Below are 15004 nucleotides of genomic sequence, written 5' to 3'. Positions count from 1 at the left end.
TAAATATAATTCTGCACGATTACTTATATACTGCTATATAATAGCCTTTTCTTTACTCCTCAAATTGGTTTGCTAATTTACTATCCTCGGCTTTTTTCGAATCAAATCGGTATAAATATGGTGCTTTGTGCGCACCACCGCCCCATTTTTTATCTAATCTCTCGAGTATTCCTAAGCTCAACATTTTCCGTTGAAAATTTGCTCTTAATAACTTTTTATTCAAAATTGTTTCATAAAGGCTTTGTAATTCACCCATCGTGAAAGTTTCTGGCATTAGATTGAATACAGCCAATTTGTGGTCTAGTAACAACCGAAGCGAATCGAGTGCCTTCGCGAGAATATCACGATGGTCAAAAGCGATTGTTTTGGGTAGTTCATAAATGTCAAACCAGCCACTTTCCTCATGATTGAAGTGTGAATGTGGTTGAATTTTAGTAAAATCTACAAGCGCATAATACCCTACCGTAATATGACGATTAAACAAAAAGTGGTCACTAGGCAAATCAATGCCATTTTTTTGCATAATCCATCTATGTTCTTCAGGATTAACCCGTTTGGGGTTACCAAATACATAAAACTGCTCTAAGTAAGTGTCCTCAATTCCGGTGCGATGAGCCAGAATTCTGTGGGCGGCTTCCTCCAAACTCTCTTCTTTATAGATAAATCCTCCAGGGAGTGAATATATGTCGGTATTAGCAAATTTGATTAATAGCACTTTCAGCTGGTTTTCATGAAAACCAAAAATTACACAATCAATCGATATGCCCGGTAAAAAATCTTGTTCAGGGTTAATGAGGTCTATATATTCTGTCGTGTGCTCCATAAAATAAATTTTGTTCAAATTTAAAAAAGAATTGTAATATTAGAATAAAACAATTAATATTGTATCTAATTGATACAATGATTTTTGTGTTTTTTACCTGACCCCAAAAAACATATAAAGAGCATTTCTCTTTAATATGCTAAATAAATTTTGATTGCTTAGTGCAATAGGATGAAGATTAGAAAAGTGAGGTTAGATAAATTCAATTTCACTTATGATAGAAATTGAGCATTTGAATAAAAAGACGATTTTTTGGCATATAATCGAGGCAGAAATTACTGAAAAAAGCCAAATTTGCCAAAATCTTTCATAAAAAGCTTGTCACATTATCTATCTATCCAATTTATATAATACATACCCCACTTGTGCTGTTAAGACAAAGTGGGGGTTTTTCTGAAAACAAGCTTAGTACAACTTGAAAAATTATGGGTATTTAACCCTTAAAACAAAACGGCTCGTTGCAGGATTGCAACGAGCCGTTTTGTTTTGATTATTTTTAAGAAATTCTAAAAATCTTCATCTAAAGAAAAAGACATCGTTTCTTTTTCTGACATAACACCTGCTTTTTGATACTCAGCAACACGTTTTTCGAAGAAATTGGTTTTGCCTTGCAACGATATCATCTCCATAAAATCAAATGGATTGGTTGCATTATAGTATTTTGGACAGCCCAGCGCCACCAACAGGCGGTCTGCTACAAACTCGATGTACTGACACATCAAGTTGGCGTTCATACCGATTAATGATACAGGAAGCGAATCTGTAACAAATTCTTTTTCGATTGTTACTGCATCTGTAATAATTTCGGTTACTCTTGATTGTGGCAATTGATTCTTGATATGGTCTGTATAAAGCAAACACGCAAAATCACAGTGTAAACCTTCGTCACGAGAGATAAGCTCGTTTGAGAACGAAAGCCCTGGCATCAAACCACGTTTTTTCAACCAGAAAATAGAGCAGAAACTACCCGAGAAGAAAATACCTTCTACAGCAGCGAATGCAATCAGACGTTCTACAAAGTTGTCACTACCAATCCAACGCAAGGCCCATTCTGCTTTCTTCTGAACACAGTCGATAGTTTCGATGGCACGAAGCATACGGTCTTTTTCGATTGGGTTTTTGATATAAGTATCAATCAACAAAGAGTATGTTTCAGAGTGAATGTTTTCCATCATCACTTGGAAACCGTAGAAACATTTAGCTTCTGCATACTGAACTTCCGAAAGGAAATTGACAGCAAGGTTTTCATTTACGATACCATCCGATGCCGCAAAGAAGGCCAATACATGCGAAATAAAGTGTTTCTCATCGGCAGTAAGCTTATTTTCCCAGTCATTTAAGTCTTGAGAAAGGTCGATTTCTTCGGCCGTCCAAAAAGAAGCTTCCGCTTTTTTATAAAATTGCCAAATGTCATTGTGCTTGATTGGAAATAACACAAAACGATTTGGGTCTTCTTGAAGTAAGGGTTCAATAATTGCTGCCTGTGACATGGTCGTATGGTATAAGTTACTAGTTATCTAAAAATAAAAGGGATTATTTAAATGATAGCTTCGGGTCCGTATTGATGCGCGCTTACCTTGGCTAAATTTAAACTATTTTGTGTTAGAAATCATCAAAGTTGACAAAAATTAACTTCGCTGTTTTTTCTTTATCTTTTTAGTCTCGATTATGAAAAGAGAATCCTCAGAGACTACAAATTGTTAGCTAAAATTGTTTCTTGTTCTTCAAAAAATCTTCTCAAAGATAGGTATACTTTGGTGAAAAATAGCGCTATTTTTTATCATATTCTAATAAAAAAAAACGTTCGTTTGGTTGTAATGTACTGTTTGTCAGTTGATTGTAGACGGTGTTGCGTACCTATTTTTTTTTTGCTATTCTGAGTGAGTGGCAACTTGGAGTGTTGCGTCAATTTTGAGCCAAAGTACAGACCCCAACAACAATAATCCGCCTATCATAAGTACAGGGAAGTAGTACCCGAAAGTCGTTGCCAGATACCCAAAAGATACAGTATTGATGTAGGCTCCAATCAAGCCAGCCGAGTTCATCGCTCCCGATACGGTGCCACTTTGTTTGCCTCCGATATCCATGGCTACAGCCCATGCCACTGGTGCGGTGACATCCATAGTGGCAAGCCCCAAAGACAAAAGTACAACGGCCAAAGTATCGTTTTGACTAAGAGACGCCGTAATGAGACAGATACCCGAAAGACTAAGCCCAATCATTGGGACAATGCGACGACCCCATTTTTTACCATATTTTTTGACCGTATAATCACTCAAAATCCCTCCTAGAAAACATCCTACCGCTCCCAAAATAAAAGGAGCAGAAGCTATAAACTTCATATTTTCTTCCGAAATACCACGTCCTTGTTGTAGATATTTGGGCATCCAGCTTTGAAAAAAATAAGCCCCCGCAGCATAACAGTAATACATCAAGAAGAGAATCCAAAGGTTAGGATGGTTAAGTATTTTCCATACCGATTGCTTGGGAGAGTGGTCGCTGAGTTGTCGATTTTCTAAGATAAAATTCAATTCTTCCTTCGAAATATCCTTAGCTTCAGAAGGTTCTTCTTTGTACCAGAAAATCCAAAAAATTACCCAAAGTAAACCAACTCCCCCGAGGACATAGAAGGACATCTGCCAGCCATATTGTTGTTGAATAGGAATGACTAAAATAGGAGTCAACCCTGCGCCAATTCTCGACGCTGCCCAAATGAGTGCTTGCCCTTTTCCTCTTTCGAAGGCTGGTAACCACTTGCTCAAGGCGATAGAAATATTGGGATATGCCCCAGCTTCGCCAATCCCAAATAGGAAACGAACAACAAGAAGCATGACAAAACCCGTAGAAAATCCAGTTAGTACCGTAAAAAATGACCACCACAATACTACTCTAACCAGAAGGCGCTTGGCTCCGAGTCGGTCGCCCAATAATCCTGTAGGTACTTCAAAAAGCCCGTAGGCAAGGGTAAACATCCCCAATACCCAGCCCCATTGTACGGGACTCAGCCCCAAATCTTTTGAAATTCGTTCGCCTGCTGTAGAGATAGCAATGCGGTCGAGAAAAGTAACAGTGGAAAGAATAGATAATACCAGTAATACTTGATAACGTTTTTTCATCTATATGTTTAAAGTTTATTCCATAATTAATAGAAATGCAATTTACCGAAATCTCACCCAAATGTTAACCGAAAAGGAAGATAAGTGAGCCAATATGTACACCGGGAGAGTGTGTAGTACAAAAGAATATCCTTATTCTTTATGAACTATTCTCGCTACTAAGATGTAAAAGGTAAGGTATAAAAGAAAAGAAATATACCCTAATCGGCTGATTTTTTGTAGTTTATTTAAAATGAAAAGGGCTAAATAGGCCATTTGCTAGATTTAGCGCTGGTCTGTAGGCGAATTCAGTTGGTTTTTCTTCTATTTGGTAATATTATGAGTAATTTTGCCTTTTGTATTGCTAAGTATATAATTTTCTGTTTTTTTCTTAATTTTTTGTCCACGTCAGAGTATGAGGTTGTTATGTGTTGTTATACTGTCTGTTACGTTATTCTGTTGGTCACAGAATGTAAAAGGACAAGGGGCTGCTTCGCCTATCAACTATGAGCGAAAGTTCTCGAAGGTAGAGTTGAGAGCAGATTTTAGATATTTGAGAAGTATTTTAGAGCAAGAACATCCTGGTGTTAATTGGTACACTTCAAAAGAATCTATGAATATAGCCTTTGAGGAGGCATATAAAAAAATTGCAGACGAAATGACCGAAAAGGACTTTGGGTTATTGCTAAAGCCTTTGGTTGCCAAAATTCGCTGTGGACATACCGATTTGCGTTTTTCGCCCGAAACTCGCAAATGGGAACGTGCCAAAAATCGTAGTTTCATCTTGCCACTTGGCTTTTTTATCCAAGGCGACCGCCTTTTTATTGCTCGCAACGATAGCGATGACCCCTCGCTAGTGCTTGGCTCGGAGGTGTTGGCAATAGAAGGAAATACCTCTGGGAAAATTCTTCGAACCTTACGAAAATATTTGCCTGCCGACGGCTATGGCGAAGCATTTAAGGATGCCACACTCGAATCGGGCTTTTTTGATGAATACTATTTGAGTGTTTTTGGTGGAAAAGAAAAATATCAATTTTCTATCAAAAACGCACAGGGAGAAGTAAAGCCACAAATACTGGAATTTAAACCAAGAGTCCCTGCTGGAAACAGACCTCCTCGGTTATCTAAGGAGGACGAAACACAACGTCGTTTGACTCGCTTGCGTGGTTTGAGTTTTCCTACGGAAGTTGCTTCAACGGCTTTGTTGCGTATTTCTAGCTTTTCGTATGATGACTACGAGTCGTTTTTGATGACACATGAAAGATTTTTTCAAGAAATAGAACAAAATCACGCCGCAAACCTTATCATTGATTTACGCCAAAACTCTGGAGGAAATCATGAAATCGCCCTCGACCTGATGAAGTATTTGATGGATAGCACCTTTGTCCTGACTTCACATGCGGAGGCTCCTGTGATGATTCCATCTTTTATACTTAATAATGATGTAGAAGAACAAGATGCTAGTCGGGCTTTTTCGGAAAGAATCGTTAAAAAATGTGGCGAAGGCACTTATTGTTTGAATGTCCCATCTGTCGGAAAACATAAGCCTTACGAACAATATCGTTTTAAAGGCAACTTATATATCTTGATTGGCGAACAAACCTTTTCGGCAGCATCGAGCTTTGTCGCAAGTTTGAAAGAACAACGCAAAGCAACCTTAGTCGGTCGTGAGACGGGTGGGGGCGAAGCTGGGTGCAACGGTGGGATTATTTCTACGGTGGTTTTGCCTGCAACCAAATTACGTTTACAATTTCCACATTTTAGAATTACAACAGCGGTCAAAGCTCCTAATATTGGCCGTGGAGTAATACCCAACGTCAATGTTGAATATACTATCCAAGAAAGACTCAATAAGGCTGATTTGGAATTAGAAAAAACCTACGAGCTCATTCGACGTGCCGAAATCAGTAAATTGGGACATTGAGTTTTTGATTTGAAAATTTGAAGATTTGAAAATGAGAGAAAGAGGGGGAGTGATTATGTTAAAATTTGTATTCTATCAGTAGAGACGCAATGCTTTGCGTCTTAAACCGAGCCAAATGAGCATAGGAATATCAAAAAAGGCGTTCGAAAAATTAATTTCGAACGCCTTTTTTAATGAAGAATTATTCTAGTTTCAAAATTTGGACCCGACGCCTGTTTGTGTGATATTTTATTTTTAGACGTAAAGAATTACGTCTCTACGAGTAAAATTCAATCAGCTCATCATTTCTTTTTATTTTTTGAAAAAAAGAGTAAATTACTGTAACCTTTCTAAACCAGCTTGCATCTTATTGTCGTGAAAACGTTGGAATCAGACATATCTATTATTGAAAGAATCTTGGCAGGCGATAAAGCTGGGTATCGGGATTTGGCAAATCGTCATAAGGATTATGCCTTCACGGTAGCCTACAAAATCGTGGGGACACGTGAAGATGCCGAGGAGGTGGCTCAGGATGCCTTTATTCAGGCGTTTCAGGCTTTGCCACAATTCAATAAAGAGTCTAAGTTTACGACTTGGTTTTATCGAATTGTGTTTAATGCAGCGTTGATGTTTAAACGGAAAAATCGCATACAAACCGACGATATTGAGGCCTCTCAATCGGCACAAGCTGCTTCGGCAGATACTTCAGATGAAATAAAAAGTGCTGAACAGAAAAGATATATCCAAATGGCGCTCAATCATCTTTCGCCCGACGACGTAACGATGATTACCTTGTTTTATCTCAAAGAACAAAGTTTAGAGGAAATCGCCCAAATTGTTGGTATTAGCGCAGATACGGCAAAAGTCAAACTTTGTCGTGCTCGCAAGCGTTTGGCCGAAGAGATGAAACGATTATTGGGAAATGAGTTACATAGTTTGGTATATTAATTAGGCATTGGGCTTTGAGCAGTCGGCTGAGAGCGTAATGATAAGATAGGTAGAAAATATTTGGTTGAGACCGACACTAAAGTTGATAATATGACTAGGTCTTGACCAACAATTCCACTTAGTGGGTGAATTCATTCACCTGAGACGAAAAAGTTTAAATAGCTTCAATATTACTACAATGAATATCACAGATGAAGAAATATTTGACATACTCGATGGCATCGCCTCTGAGGAGCTTTTGCAAAGGCACGAGCGTCTGTTGCAAAATAATGAGGCATATCAATTATTGTTTAAGGAATATGCCAGTACGCACACTTTGTTAAATGATTTTGCTGTCGAAAAAACAGCAGTAAATTTTACGGACAAATTATTAGATCAATGGGAGCTTGTACAAGAACCAGAAGTAGTGCTGAAACCCAAAAGTCATCTGCACTTATATTTCTTGGTTGCGATGTGCGTTTTGATTGTACTCGTAGTTGCTCTTATTGCGGGAATGCCTTCGGTACAATCGATCAAGGCGCCTTTAGATTTTAGTGTGTTGACTAATATGATACATCAAAAAGAGCTTATCAACTTTTTATTATTGGCTAATGCTTTGCTTGCAGTATTTATTCTCGACAAAAAAGTATTTAAACCTTATTTTAGAATGTGACGAAAGTATCAGTGCTGTACGAAGGATTTTAAACAATTTCAGATATGGGATTGTGGATTTCGGAATCAAAGAAAAAGACCTTTATTTTCTGCAAAACATAGAAGATTACACTTCCGAAATCCAACATCCGATATTAGGGCGGTGCAAAAGATTAGGTTTCTCTTTAACATAAAATTGCGTAGCGGCAACCCTTGCGGTTGCCGCTACCGCAAAAATTCTAATGATTAAGAACGCTTTTGGGCAAAATAATCTCCTTTGTACACGACTAACTCACAATTCACAACTGATACATTGTTTCTACTGTTTTTACCTCAAAGTTTTCCTTTTCTGAATCGCAAACAGGACAGCAATAATTGTCTGGCAATGCTTCAAACTTTGTTCCTGCCTTGATTCCTTGCTGTGAATCGCCCAATTTTTCATCATAAATGGTCATACATACGTGGCATTGATATACCTGATGCGTACTTGTGGGGGTCGTTTGAGGCAGTGAAGGTGTTTCGATTACTGAAGCAGTACTTCTATGATAGTATCGTTTGGTGAGTCGTTGTAGTATTTCGGCAATATGCGCTTTATGAAGTCCTTTTTCGAATAAAACCAATTGACGAGTATTTGGATTAAAATCTACCGTATGATACACATCATAAACCTGCGATAATCCTAGGAGAATTTTTCTTTTTTTGACTACTACCGAACCAAAAACCTCCGATTTTGAACGAGTTTGAACGGCAAAGCATAAGCCAAAAGTTCGAATATCTTCTTGGTCAAACTCTCTGATAATCGTATTTTTCAAAGCTAACCCCTCGGGGCATGTGTCCTCTACTTGCCAATTGAGCTCATTGGCAGCATGACGAACGTTGATACCAAATCTGCCAAGAAGCTTATCCCACAAAATTCTATCATGATTTTCAATACCTTTGATAATAAGTGATTTCCAAGGAGTTGTACAAATCTGACCAACTTTGGTATCTAAACAGATTTTACAGACATCTAATAAAAAGGCAACCTCAAAAGTCTCGTGACGACGGTAGATACCTAACCAAGTTTTGTTACCATAACGATTGAAACCTTCGTAATAAGGCAACATAAACTGAGGTAATCCTAAATCTTCATGGATTTTTTGAGAAATAAAATCTCCTTGCTCCATTACTTTTCCAAAAATCTCATCTTCGAGTACAGTGTTTTCAGCCAATAAGATTTGCTCTAAACGCTTCGATACTTTCGAAATTTCTAAAGTGTAAATCAATAATGGAAATCTAAAAATGGTATTAGATTGCTTTTGACGAATATACAAATACCAAAAATTAGGAATCGAAGAGGCAATAAAGTTTAAATTGCCCGTAAAAAAGGGAGTAAATGACTGTTGATAATCTGAAATATTGATTTTGAGTTTGGGTTGAAAATCAAAACCGTCTAAAATATCACGATAAATTCCTTCAGAAAGCCATTGCCCCGTCGGGAAAACTTCTTGGGCGCAGTACGAAGAAATAATATTAGGGAATTGCTCTGAATCAATTTCAAAATCTATACCCATTGCTTCTAGGCTTTCGCGGAAGCTCGGTAAGCCAGAACCGCGCTGAGTATCAGCCTTTACCCACATCAATAACTGCTGGCGAGCGCCAATGCTAACTTCCTTTACACCCGCTTTTTGTGCCATCAAAAGAATCCCTTCGAGCACCCCTGGCGAAGCAATGCCACCAGTCAGATTTATTTTAACCAATGAGTAATCTCGCATGATTTAGTAATTTTTACTTAACGTTTTGATAATCAATCCTATATCACTTTTCCAATATAAAGTATAATTGCAATTTTCAAAATATGATTTTTTTTAGAAATTGCATTTTATTTAGAAGAACTTTCTTGATTTTGTTCAAATTTTTTGCCCTAATCCATTGCTATTCCAAAATCTCATTATAACTTTAAATCGTCAAACAAACGACAAAAGTACAGTTTCTTAGTTTGAGACAGTCCAAAACAGGATAACATTTAAGAATTTTACTCGAAAATGAACCTTTTTTAATAGATATGACTTTTCTAAGAAATTTGATGTTTCACTCTCATAAATAATGAATACCATGAAAAACAACAATGTAATCAAAGCTATGTTCGTAGCAGCTGCTATGACTTGTTTGTCAAACGTAAGTGCAATCGCTAATTCAAATGATGAAGAAGCATTCGTAAAGTCTAAAATCGCTCCAGTTTCTAACAGCCTTAGCTTTAACGTTTGGGTAGAAAAACCAAACAACAAAAAAGTAACTGTAGTAGTAGTTGACAAAGACAACAACGAAGTACACCGCGAGTACGTTGATTCTAAATCAGGTAAATTTGCAAAAACTTTTGATTTCTCTAACTTGAGCGATGGTAAATACACTATCCAAGTTCTTAGCTCAAACATCGACGTTATCGACGCGAAAACTTTCGAAATCAAAACTAACTTTGTTACTACTCGTGATTTAGTGGTAGCTCGTCAAAAATAATTATTGACGGCCTATGACGATGACATGTTTTAACCTCAGAAATATAGGTTCTTTGGAATTGAATTACTGGAATTTAGAAGTTCTTTTCTAATTCCAGTGATTCAGTTCCGAAGCCTAAAAGGTTAAAAATTATCTTTTTTAGTACTCTTCAGAAAAACCATCCTTTCTCGTTTTTCCTTTTCTATTCCAATATTCTTTCTGGTAACTAGTGCTCAGCTAAAGCATCTTCTTTTTTGCTTAGCGATTCCAATATTGCTTTTACTTCTGGTCTGCAACTTCCACAGCCTGTTCCAGCGCCTGTTAGGGAGCATAGTTGTGTAAAATCTTTACAGCCTCCAGCAATTGCATTTTTGAGATTTCCTTCTCCTACATTATTACACGAGCATACCAATTTGCCCATTACTGGGTCAGCCTTTTTGCCTGAGCGCAACAATTCCATTCGTTTGTCCGAAAGCTCGATTTTGTTTCCAATCAAATCTTTAAATTCTAAGAATTCTGTTTTATCTCCAATCAAGATAGCGCCTACCAATCTATCACGATACACGATACACTTCTTATAATAACGTTTGGCTTTATCGATAAAGATAATTTCTTCATATTCAGGGTTATTGGAAGGAGCTTCAATCAAGCCCAGCGAACATAACTGTACTCCCTGAATTTTCATAATATTCATCGAAAGTGACCCTTGGTAATAACTTGCCCAGTCGCCAGCAATATATTTGGCAATAATTTCGGCTTGGTGCTCGGCGGCAGCTGTAATACCCCACATTTCGCCACGCCATTGAGCTATTTCACCAGCTGCAAATATTGAAGAATCAGAGGTTTGTAAATAGTCATTGACAACTACGCCACGGTTTACTTCCAAGCCAGCGGCTTTGGCAATTTCGGTGTTGGGCGTTGTTCCAATGGCAAAAACAGCTACTTGTGCCTCTATTTTTCTACCCGATTTGAGACGAACGCCTTCTAAGCGTTCGGTGCCGTAAATAGACGAAACCTCATCGTTGTAGAATATCTCGATACCTAAGTCTACTAGTTCATGATGCAACATTTCGGAGCCAAGCTTGTCGAGTTGGCGGTCCATAAAACGCCCACTTCGTTGAATTACAGTGACTTCGATATTCATTTCTCGAAGAGAAGCCGCTAATTCTAAGCCCAACAAACCACCACCAACAATCACTGCATGAGGATTAGGTTGTTGTAAAAATGGCAAAAGACTATCGGCATCAAGGCGCGAACGCATATTGAAAATTCCAGAAATCTTAGGAACACTCGGAGGCATAAAGGCTCTGGAACCCATACCCAATATCAGCTGGTCGTAAGTGTGTTCTTGACCCAAAGAATCAGTTAAAACTTTGTTGGCACGGTCAATATGCACAATTTCTACGCCTTTATGTACGTGGATATTTGCCTCCGCAAATTGGTCTTCACGAAGTTTGACCAACTGTTCCCAATTTTGTGCCCCTGAGATATAATCAGGAAGCATGACTCTATTATAAAAGGGATAGATTTCTTTTGAAAAAACATGAATCTCATCTTGTTGATTGAGTTCACGATAGGCTTTGATAAAGCCTAAGCCAGCAGAGCCAGCCCCAATAATCACAATTTTTTCGACAGGTTTTTGATAAGCTAAAACCTGTACCGCCGAATACTTAAAATCAGGCTCTTTTGAACGTGGGTCAACTAAGGTATTGGTCAGATTGTTGGTACGACCAAACGTTTTTTCTTGAATTTTACCAAAGTGCATCGGCATAAAACATACGCCCTGTTTGATGTCGGTCGTAATTTTTGCTTTAATGCGAGCCTTGCCACGAATGGTTTTTACCTCTACAATTTGATTTTCGGAGATACCTCTTTCGGCAGCATCCTTTGGATGTATTTCGATAAAAGGCTGAGAAATATGTTGATTGAGTTTATTTACCTTTCCCGTTTTGGTCATGGTATGCCATTGGTCACGAATACGACCTGTGGTAAGGATTAGGGGAAATTCTTTACTCAAAGCCTCAGACTGATTTTGGTCTGGGACAGCATGAATTTTGGCACGATGATTAGCCGTATAAAATTGCTTATCCGTAAAAAGTCGTTTAGTGCCGGCATACTCAGGGTCTTGCATAGCCTTTTCTTGTGGAAAAGGCCACTGAACAGAGCGTTTTTCTTGTAAAACTTCATAGCTCAAGCCCGAAATGTCAATATTTGTTCCGATAGTCGAGCGACAATGTTCTGCATAAACTTCGGCTGTATTTTGATAATCAAAAGCCTTTTCGAAGCCCATTTTTTGCGCAAATTCCACAATGATTTGAGTATCGTCTTTGGCTTCGCCAGGGGCGTTAATTAATTTGGGTAAAAAGGTAATACGACGTTCGGAGTTAGTAAAAACGGAGTTTTTTTCAGCCCAAGATGCCGCAGGTAATACGACATCGGCATATTTTACGGTATCCGAACGGTTCGAGATATCTTGTACTACCACATATTTAGCGTTTTGTAAACCTTTTTCAACAGCATTGATATTGGGCAAGCTTACCATCGGATTGGTACAAACAATCCAGATAGCTTTCATGCGACCATCCGCCAAGGCCTCGAACATTTCGGTAGCGGTAAAACCTGGCTTATCGGAGATTTTGGTTCCACCCCAAAAAGCTTGAACTTCTTCTCTATGGGCTGGATTGAGCAAATCTCTATGAGCAGGTAACATATTTGCCAAACCACCTACTTCGCGTCCGCCCATGGCATTGGGTTGTCCTGTGAGCGAGAATGGACCATTTCCCTCTTTTCCGATTTTACCCGTAATCAAATGCAAATCAATGAGCGATAGGTTTTTGTTTACACCAATAACCGACTGATTGAGTCCCATTGTCCACATCGACAAAAAGCCTTTGGCTTCATGAATATAGCGAGCGGCTAAATAAATTTCTTCGGAAGATATACCACAAATTTCGGCTGCCTCTGATATACTTCTCTGCATAACTTGGTCTTTGTAAGCTTCAAAGCCATCTGCATGCGATACAATAAAATCTGTATCAATCCAGTCGTTTTCAATCAAAGCCCTTCCTATGGCATTGGTAAGTGTCACATCGGAGCCTGGGGTAATTTGTAAATGTAAATCAGCTTGTGAGGCTGTTTGAGTACGACGTGGATCTACTACAATAATTTTGACATCAGGATTGGCTTGCTTGTGTGCCTCGACTCTTCGCCAGATAATTGGGTGCGCCCAAGCTGGGTTGGCGCCTGTTACTAAAAAAGTATCAGCTAGTTCTATGTCATCATAACAAACAGGTACAGAGTCTTCGCCGAGGGTAAGTTTGTAGCCTACTACCGCCGATGACATACACAAGCGGGAGTTGGTATCGATGTTATTAGAACCAATAAAACCTTTGATGAGCTTATTGATTACATAGTATTCTTCAGTAGAGCATTGTCCTGAAACGTAGAATCCGACTGCATCGGGGCCATATTTTTTGATAATAGCTTTAAAAACAGCCGCTGTGCGGTCTAGTGCTTGGTCCCACGATACACGCTGTAGCGGCATATCACGGTTGTAGCGCATGGTCGGGTACAGCAAACGGTCGGAAGTATCCATTACTGTATAATGAAGATTCATCCCTTTTGAACAAAGCATACCTTTACTTGAAGGATGTGACTTATCGCCTTCAAGAGTCAGCTTTCCTTTACCGTGGTCGGTTAGCACTACACCGCATCCCACACCGCAGTAAGAGCAGGTAGATTTTATTTGTTTCTTATTGGACGGAATACTCATATACAAAGTGTTTTATTTTGTTTCAAAAGTGTTTTATCATGGATTTTCCGCAAAGATGGCATGGTTTATGTTTGATGTTCAGGTGATTATTCCTTCAATAATCGCCCTACTTTTGCATAAATTGATATGAGAATTGCGGAATTCATAAATTCTTGAAACCCTAATTCGGTATGATCATCGGCCGCTACTGATGTCATTGGTTTTTGACACCGCTATGTTGGAAACTATCAGCTCGATTAGACCAGTTTGAGACTTTTCATATCAACGGAAGGTAAGAGGTTTGCCCGAAATCATTGATTTCGGGCTTTTTTTACCTATTAATCTTCAATAGAAAACTTGTCAAACAACAATCCTAATAGCTCATCATGAATTCGGATGTATTCAGGGTCGTGAGCAATTGCTTTTTTATTACGAGGTCTTTCTAGATTTACCTCTACAATCTTTTTGATAGTAGCCGCTGGCCCGTTATTCATTACCACTACTTTATCAGATAAGAAAATCGCTTCTTCTATGTCATGAGTTACCATCACAATAGTTTTGTTACGATTATCTAGGTTCCATAATTTCAATAACTCGATGTGCATCGAACCTTTGGTGAGTGCATCTAAGGCGCCGAATGGTTCGTCCAATAACAAAATGCTTGGATTGATGGCAAATGCACGTGCAATAGCTACTCGTTGTTTCATCCCACCCGACAACTGACTTGGCAATTTGTCTTTGTGTGAGGTAAGATTTACCATTTCGATGTAATGGTTGACAATGGCGTGTTTTTCGTCGGTAGATTTATCCTTAAAAACTGAATCAACCGCGACAAAGATGTTTTTGTACACCGACATCCAAGGTAACAATGAATAATTTTGGAATACGATACCACGATCGGGGCCTGGTCCTTTTACTACTTTATCGTTGGCGATTACCTCTCCTGATGTAGGCAATACCATTCCCGAAATAGTATTCATCAAGGTAGATTTTCCACAACCAGAGTGACCGATTAGGGAAATAATTTCACCTCTTTTGATGTCGAGAGAGATATCCTTTACGGCAGTAAACTTTCCTTTGGGTGTCGAGAAAGATACCTCAACGTTGTTGATACTGATAGCCGTTTCACGACTATTAATTTTATGGAAATCATTGGCCGAATCGACCAAATTGAGTGATTTATCGCTAGTATTCATTTGTAGCAAAGGTTTTAGATAAGTAGTAGGAAAGATTAAATTAATAGTACATCTGAGGTGAAATTTGACCATAATATTTTGATTATGAATACCTTCAAATAACCAATGTACTTTTAACTAATAGCGTTTTCCTACTTAAGTAATCGAGCAGAATAATATTTAAGTTATGTGTTTAGGGACAAG

Annotated in this window: 10 protein-coding genes; 4 read left to right on the top strand and 6 right to left on the bottom strand. The window is 38.4% G+C overall.

The annotated features are described in order from the left end of the window. Positions 1-52: 52 nt before the first annotated feature. The 3 genes from ACOVQ4_RS02935 to ACOVQ4_RS02925 form a co-directional block, all read right to left on the bottom strand. Positions 53-823, bottom strand: coding sequence for an NUDIX hydrolase (locus tag ACOVQ4_RS02935; RefSeq protein ID WP_421819167.1), 771 nt, complete (start codon positions 821-823; stop codon positions 53-55). 506 nt (positions 824-1329) lie between these two features. Then, on the bottom strand, positions 1330-2313 hold the full coding sequence (locus ACOVQ4_RS02930) for a ribonucleoside-diphosphate reductase small subunit (protein WP_421819166.1): 984 nt from the start codon (positions 2311-2313) through the stop codon (positions 1330-1332). A gap of 381 nt (positions 2314-2694) precedes the next feature. After that, complete coding sequence (locus tag ACOVQ4_RS02925; protein WP_421819165.1) at positions 2695-3939, bottom strand: MFS transporter; 1245 nt, start codon at positions 3937-3939, stop codon at positions 2695-2697. A gap of 394 nt (positions 3940-4333) precedes the next feature. Here ACOVQ4_RS02925 and ACOVQ4_RS02920 point away from each other — a divergent pair, with 394 nt between their 5' ends. The 3 genes from ACOVQ4_RS02920 (at position 4334) to ACOVQ4_RS02910 (ending at position 7421) form a co-directional block, all read left to right on the top strand. Further along, positions 4334-5842: a S41 family peptidase gene (locus tag ACOVQ4_RS02920; RefSeq protein ID WP_421819164.1), complete on the top strand. Its 1509-nt coding sequence runs from the start codon at positions 4334-4336 to the stop codon at positions 5840-5842. Positions 5843-6205: 363 nt separating this feature from the next. Next, positions 6206-6769 (top strand): RNA polymerase sigma factor, encoded by a 564-nt coding sequence (locus ACOVQ4_RS02915; protein ID WP_176464510.1) that lies wholly within the window; start codon positions 6206-6208, stop codon positions 6767-6769. A 178-nt stretch (positions 6770-6947) separates the two neighbouring features. Then, entirely contained in the window at positions 6948-7421 is a 474-nt protein-coding gene (locus ACOVQ4_RS02910; protein WP_421819163.1) for a hypothetical protein, read from the top strand. Between the two features lie 277 nt (positions 7422-7698). Here ACOVQ4_RS02910 and ACOVQ4_RS02905 read toward each other — a convergent pair whose 3' ends face one another. After that, positions 7699-9153, bottom strand: coding sequence for a rubredoxin (locus tag ACOVQ4_RS02905; protein WP_421819162.1), 1455 nt, complete (start codon positions 9151-9153; stop codon positions 7699-7701). A 340-nt stretch (positions 9154-9493) separates the two neighbouring features. Here ACOVQ4_RS02905 and ACOVQ4_RS02900 point away from each other — a divergent pair, with 340 nt between their 5' ends. After that, on the top strand, positions 9494-9895 hold the full coding sequence (locus ACOVQ4_RS02900) for a hypothetical protein (protein WP_421819161.1): 402 nt from the start codon (positions 9494-9496) through the stop codon (positions 9893-9895). Positions 9896-10100: 205 nt separating this feature from the next. Here the strand turns inward: ACOVQ4_RS02900 and ACOVQ4_RS02895 are convergent, their stop codons facing one another. Both ACOVQ4_RS02895 and ACOVQ4_RS02890 read right to left on the bottom strand, forming a co-directional pair. Further along, on the bottom strand, positions 10101-13646 hold the full coding sequence (locus tag ACOVQ4_RS02895; RefSeq protein ID WP_421819160.1) for a molybdopterin-dependent oxidoreductase: 3546 nt from the start codon (positions 13644-13646) through the stop codon (positions 10101-10103). 317 nt (positions 13647-13963) lie between these two features. After that, positions 13964-14821, bottom strand: coding sequence for an ABC transporter ATP-binding protein (locus ACOVQ4_RS02890; RefSeq protein ID WP_095166969.1), 858 nt, complete (start codon positions 14819-14821; stop codon positions 13964-13966). Between the last annotated feature and the right edge of the window lie 183 nt (positions 14822-15004).

The organism is Flectobacillus sp. (assembly GCF_049240685.1).
Classification (GTDB): domain Bacteria; phylum Bacteroidota; class Bacteroidia; order Cytophagales; family Spirosomataceae; genus Flectobacillus.
Note: the sequence above shows the minus strand (reverse complement) of the source record. Positions and strands in the feature narration are given on the sequence as shown.

Excerpts from the sequence above, each read along its gene's own strand:
- ACOVQ4_RS02935 (WP_421819167.1), bottom strand. The coding sequence starts at position 823 with ATGGAGCACACGACAGAATATATAGACCTCATTAACCCTGAACAAGAT.
- ACOVQ4_RS02920 (WP_421819164.1), top strand. The coding sequence starts at position 4,334 with ATGAGGTTGTTATGTGTTGTTATACTGTCTGTTACGTTATTCTGTTGG.
- ACOVQ4_RS02890 (WP_095166969.1), bottom strand. The coding sequence starts at position 14,821 with ATGAATACTAGCGATAAATCACTCAATTTGGTCGATTCGGCCAATGAT.
- ACOVQ4_RS02905 (WP_421819162.1), bottom strand. The coding sequence starts at position 9,153 with ATGCGAGATTACTCATTGGTTAAAATAAATCTGACTGGTGGCATTGCT.
- ACOVQ4_RS02925 (WP_421819165.1), bottom strand. The coding sequence starts at position 3,939 with ATGAAAAAACGTTATCAAGTATTACTGGTATTATCTATTCTTTCCACT.
- ACOVQ4_RS02900 (WP_421819161.1), top strand. The coding sequence starts at position 9,494 with ATGAAAAACAACAATGTAATCAAAGCTATGTTCGTAGCAGCTGCTATG.
- ACOVQ4_RS02930 (WP_421819166.1), bottom strand. The coding sequence starts at position 2,313 with ATGTCACAGGCAGCAATTATTGAACCCTTACTTCAAGAAGACCCAAAT.
- ACOVQ4_RS02910 (WP_421819163.1), top strand. The coding sequence starts at position 6,948 with ATGAATATCACAGATGAAGAAATATTTGACATACTCGATGGCATCGCC.
- ACOVQ4_RS02895 (WP_421819160.1), bottom strand. The coding sequence starts at position 13,646 with ATGAGTATTCCGTCCAATAAGAAACAAATAAAATCTACCTGCTCTTAC.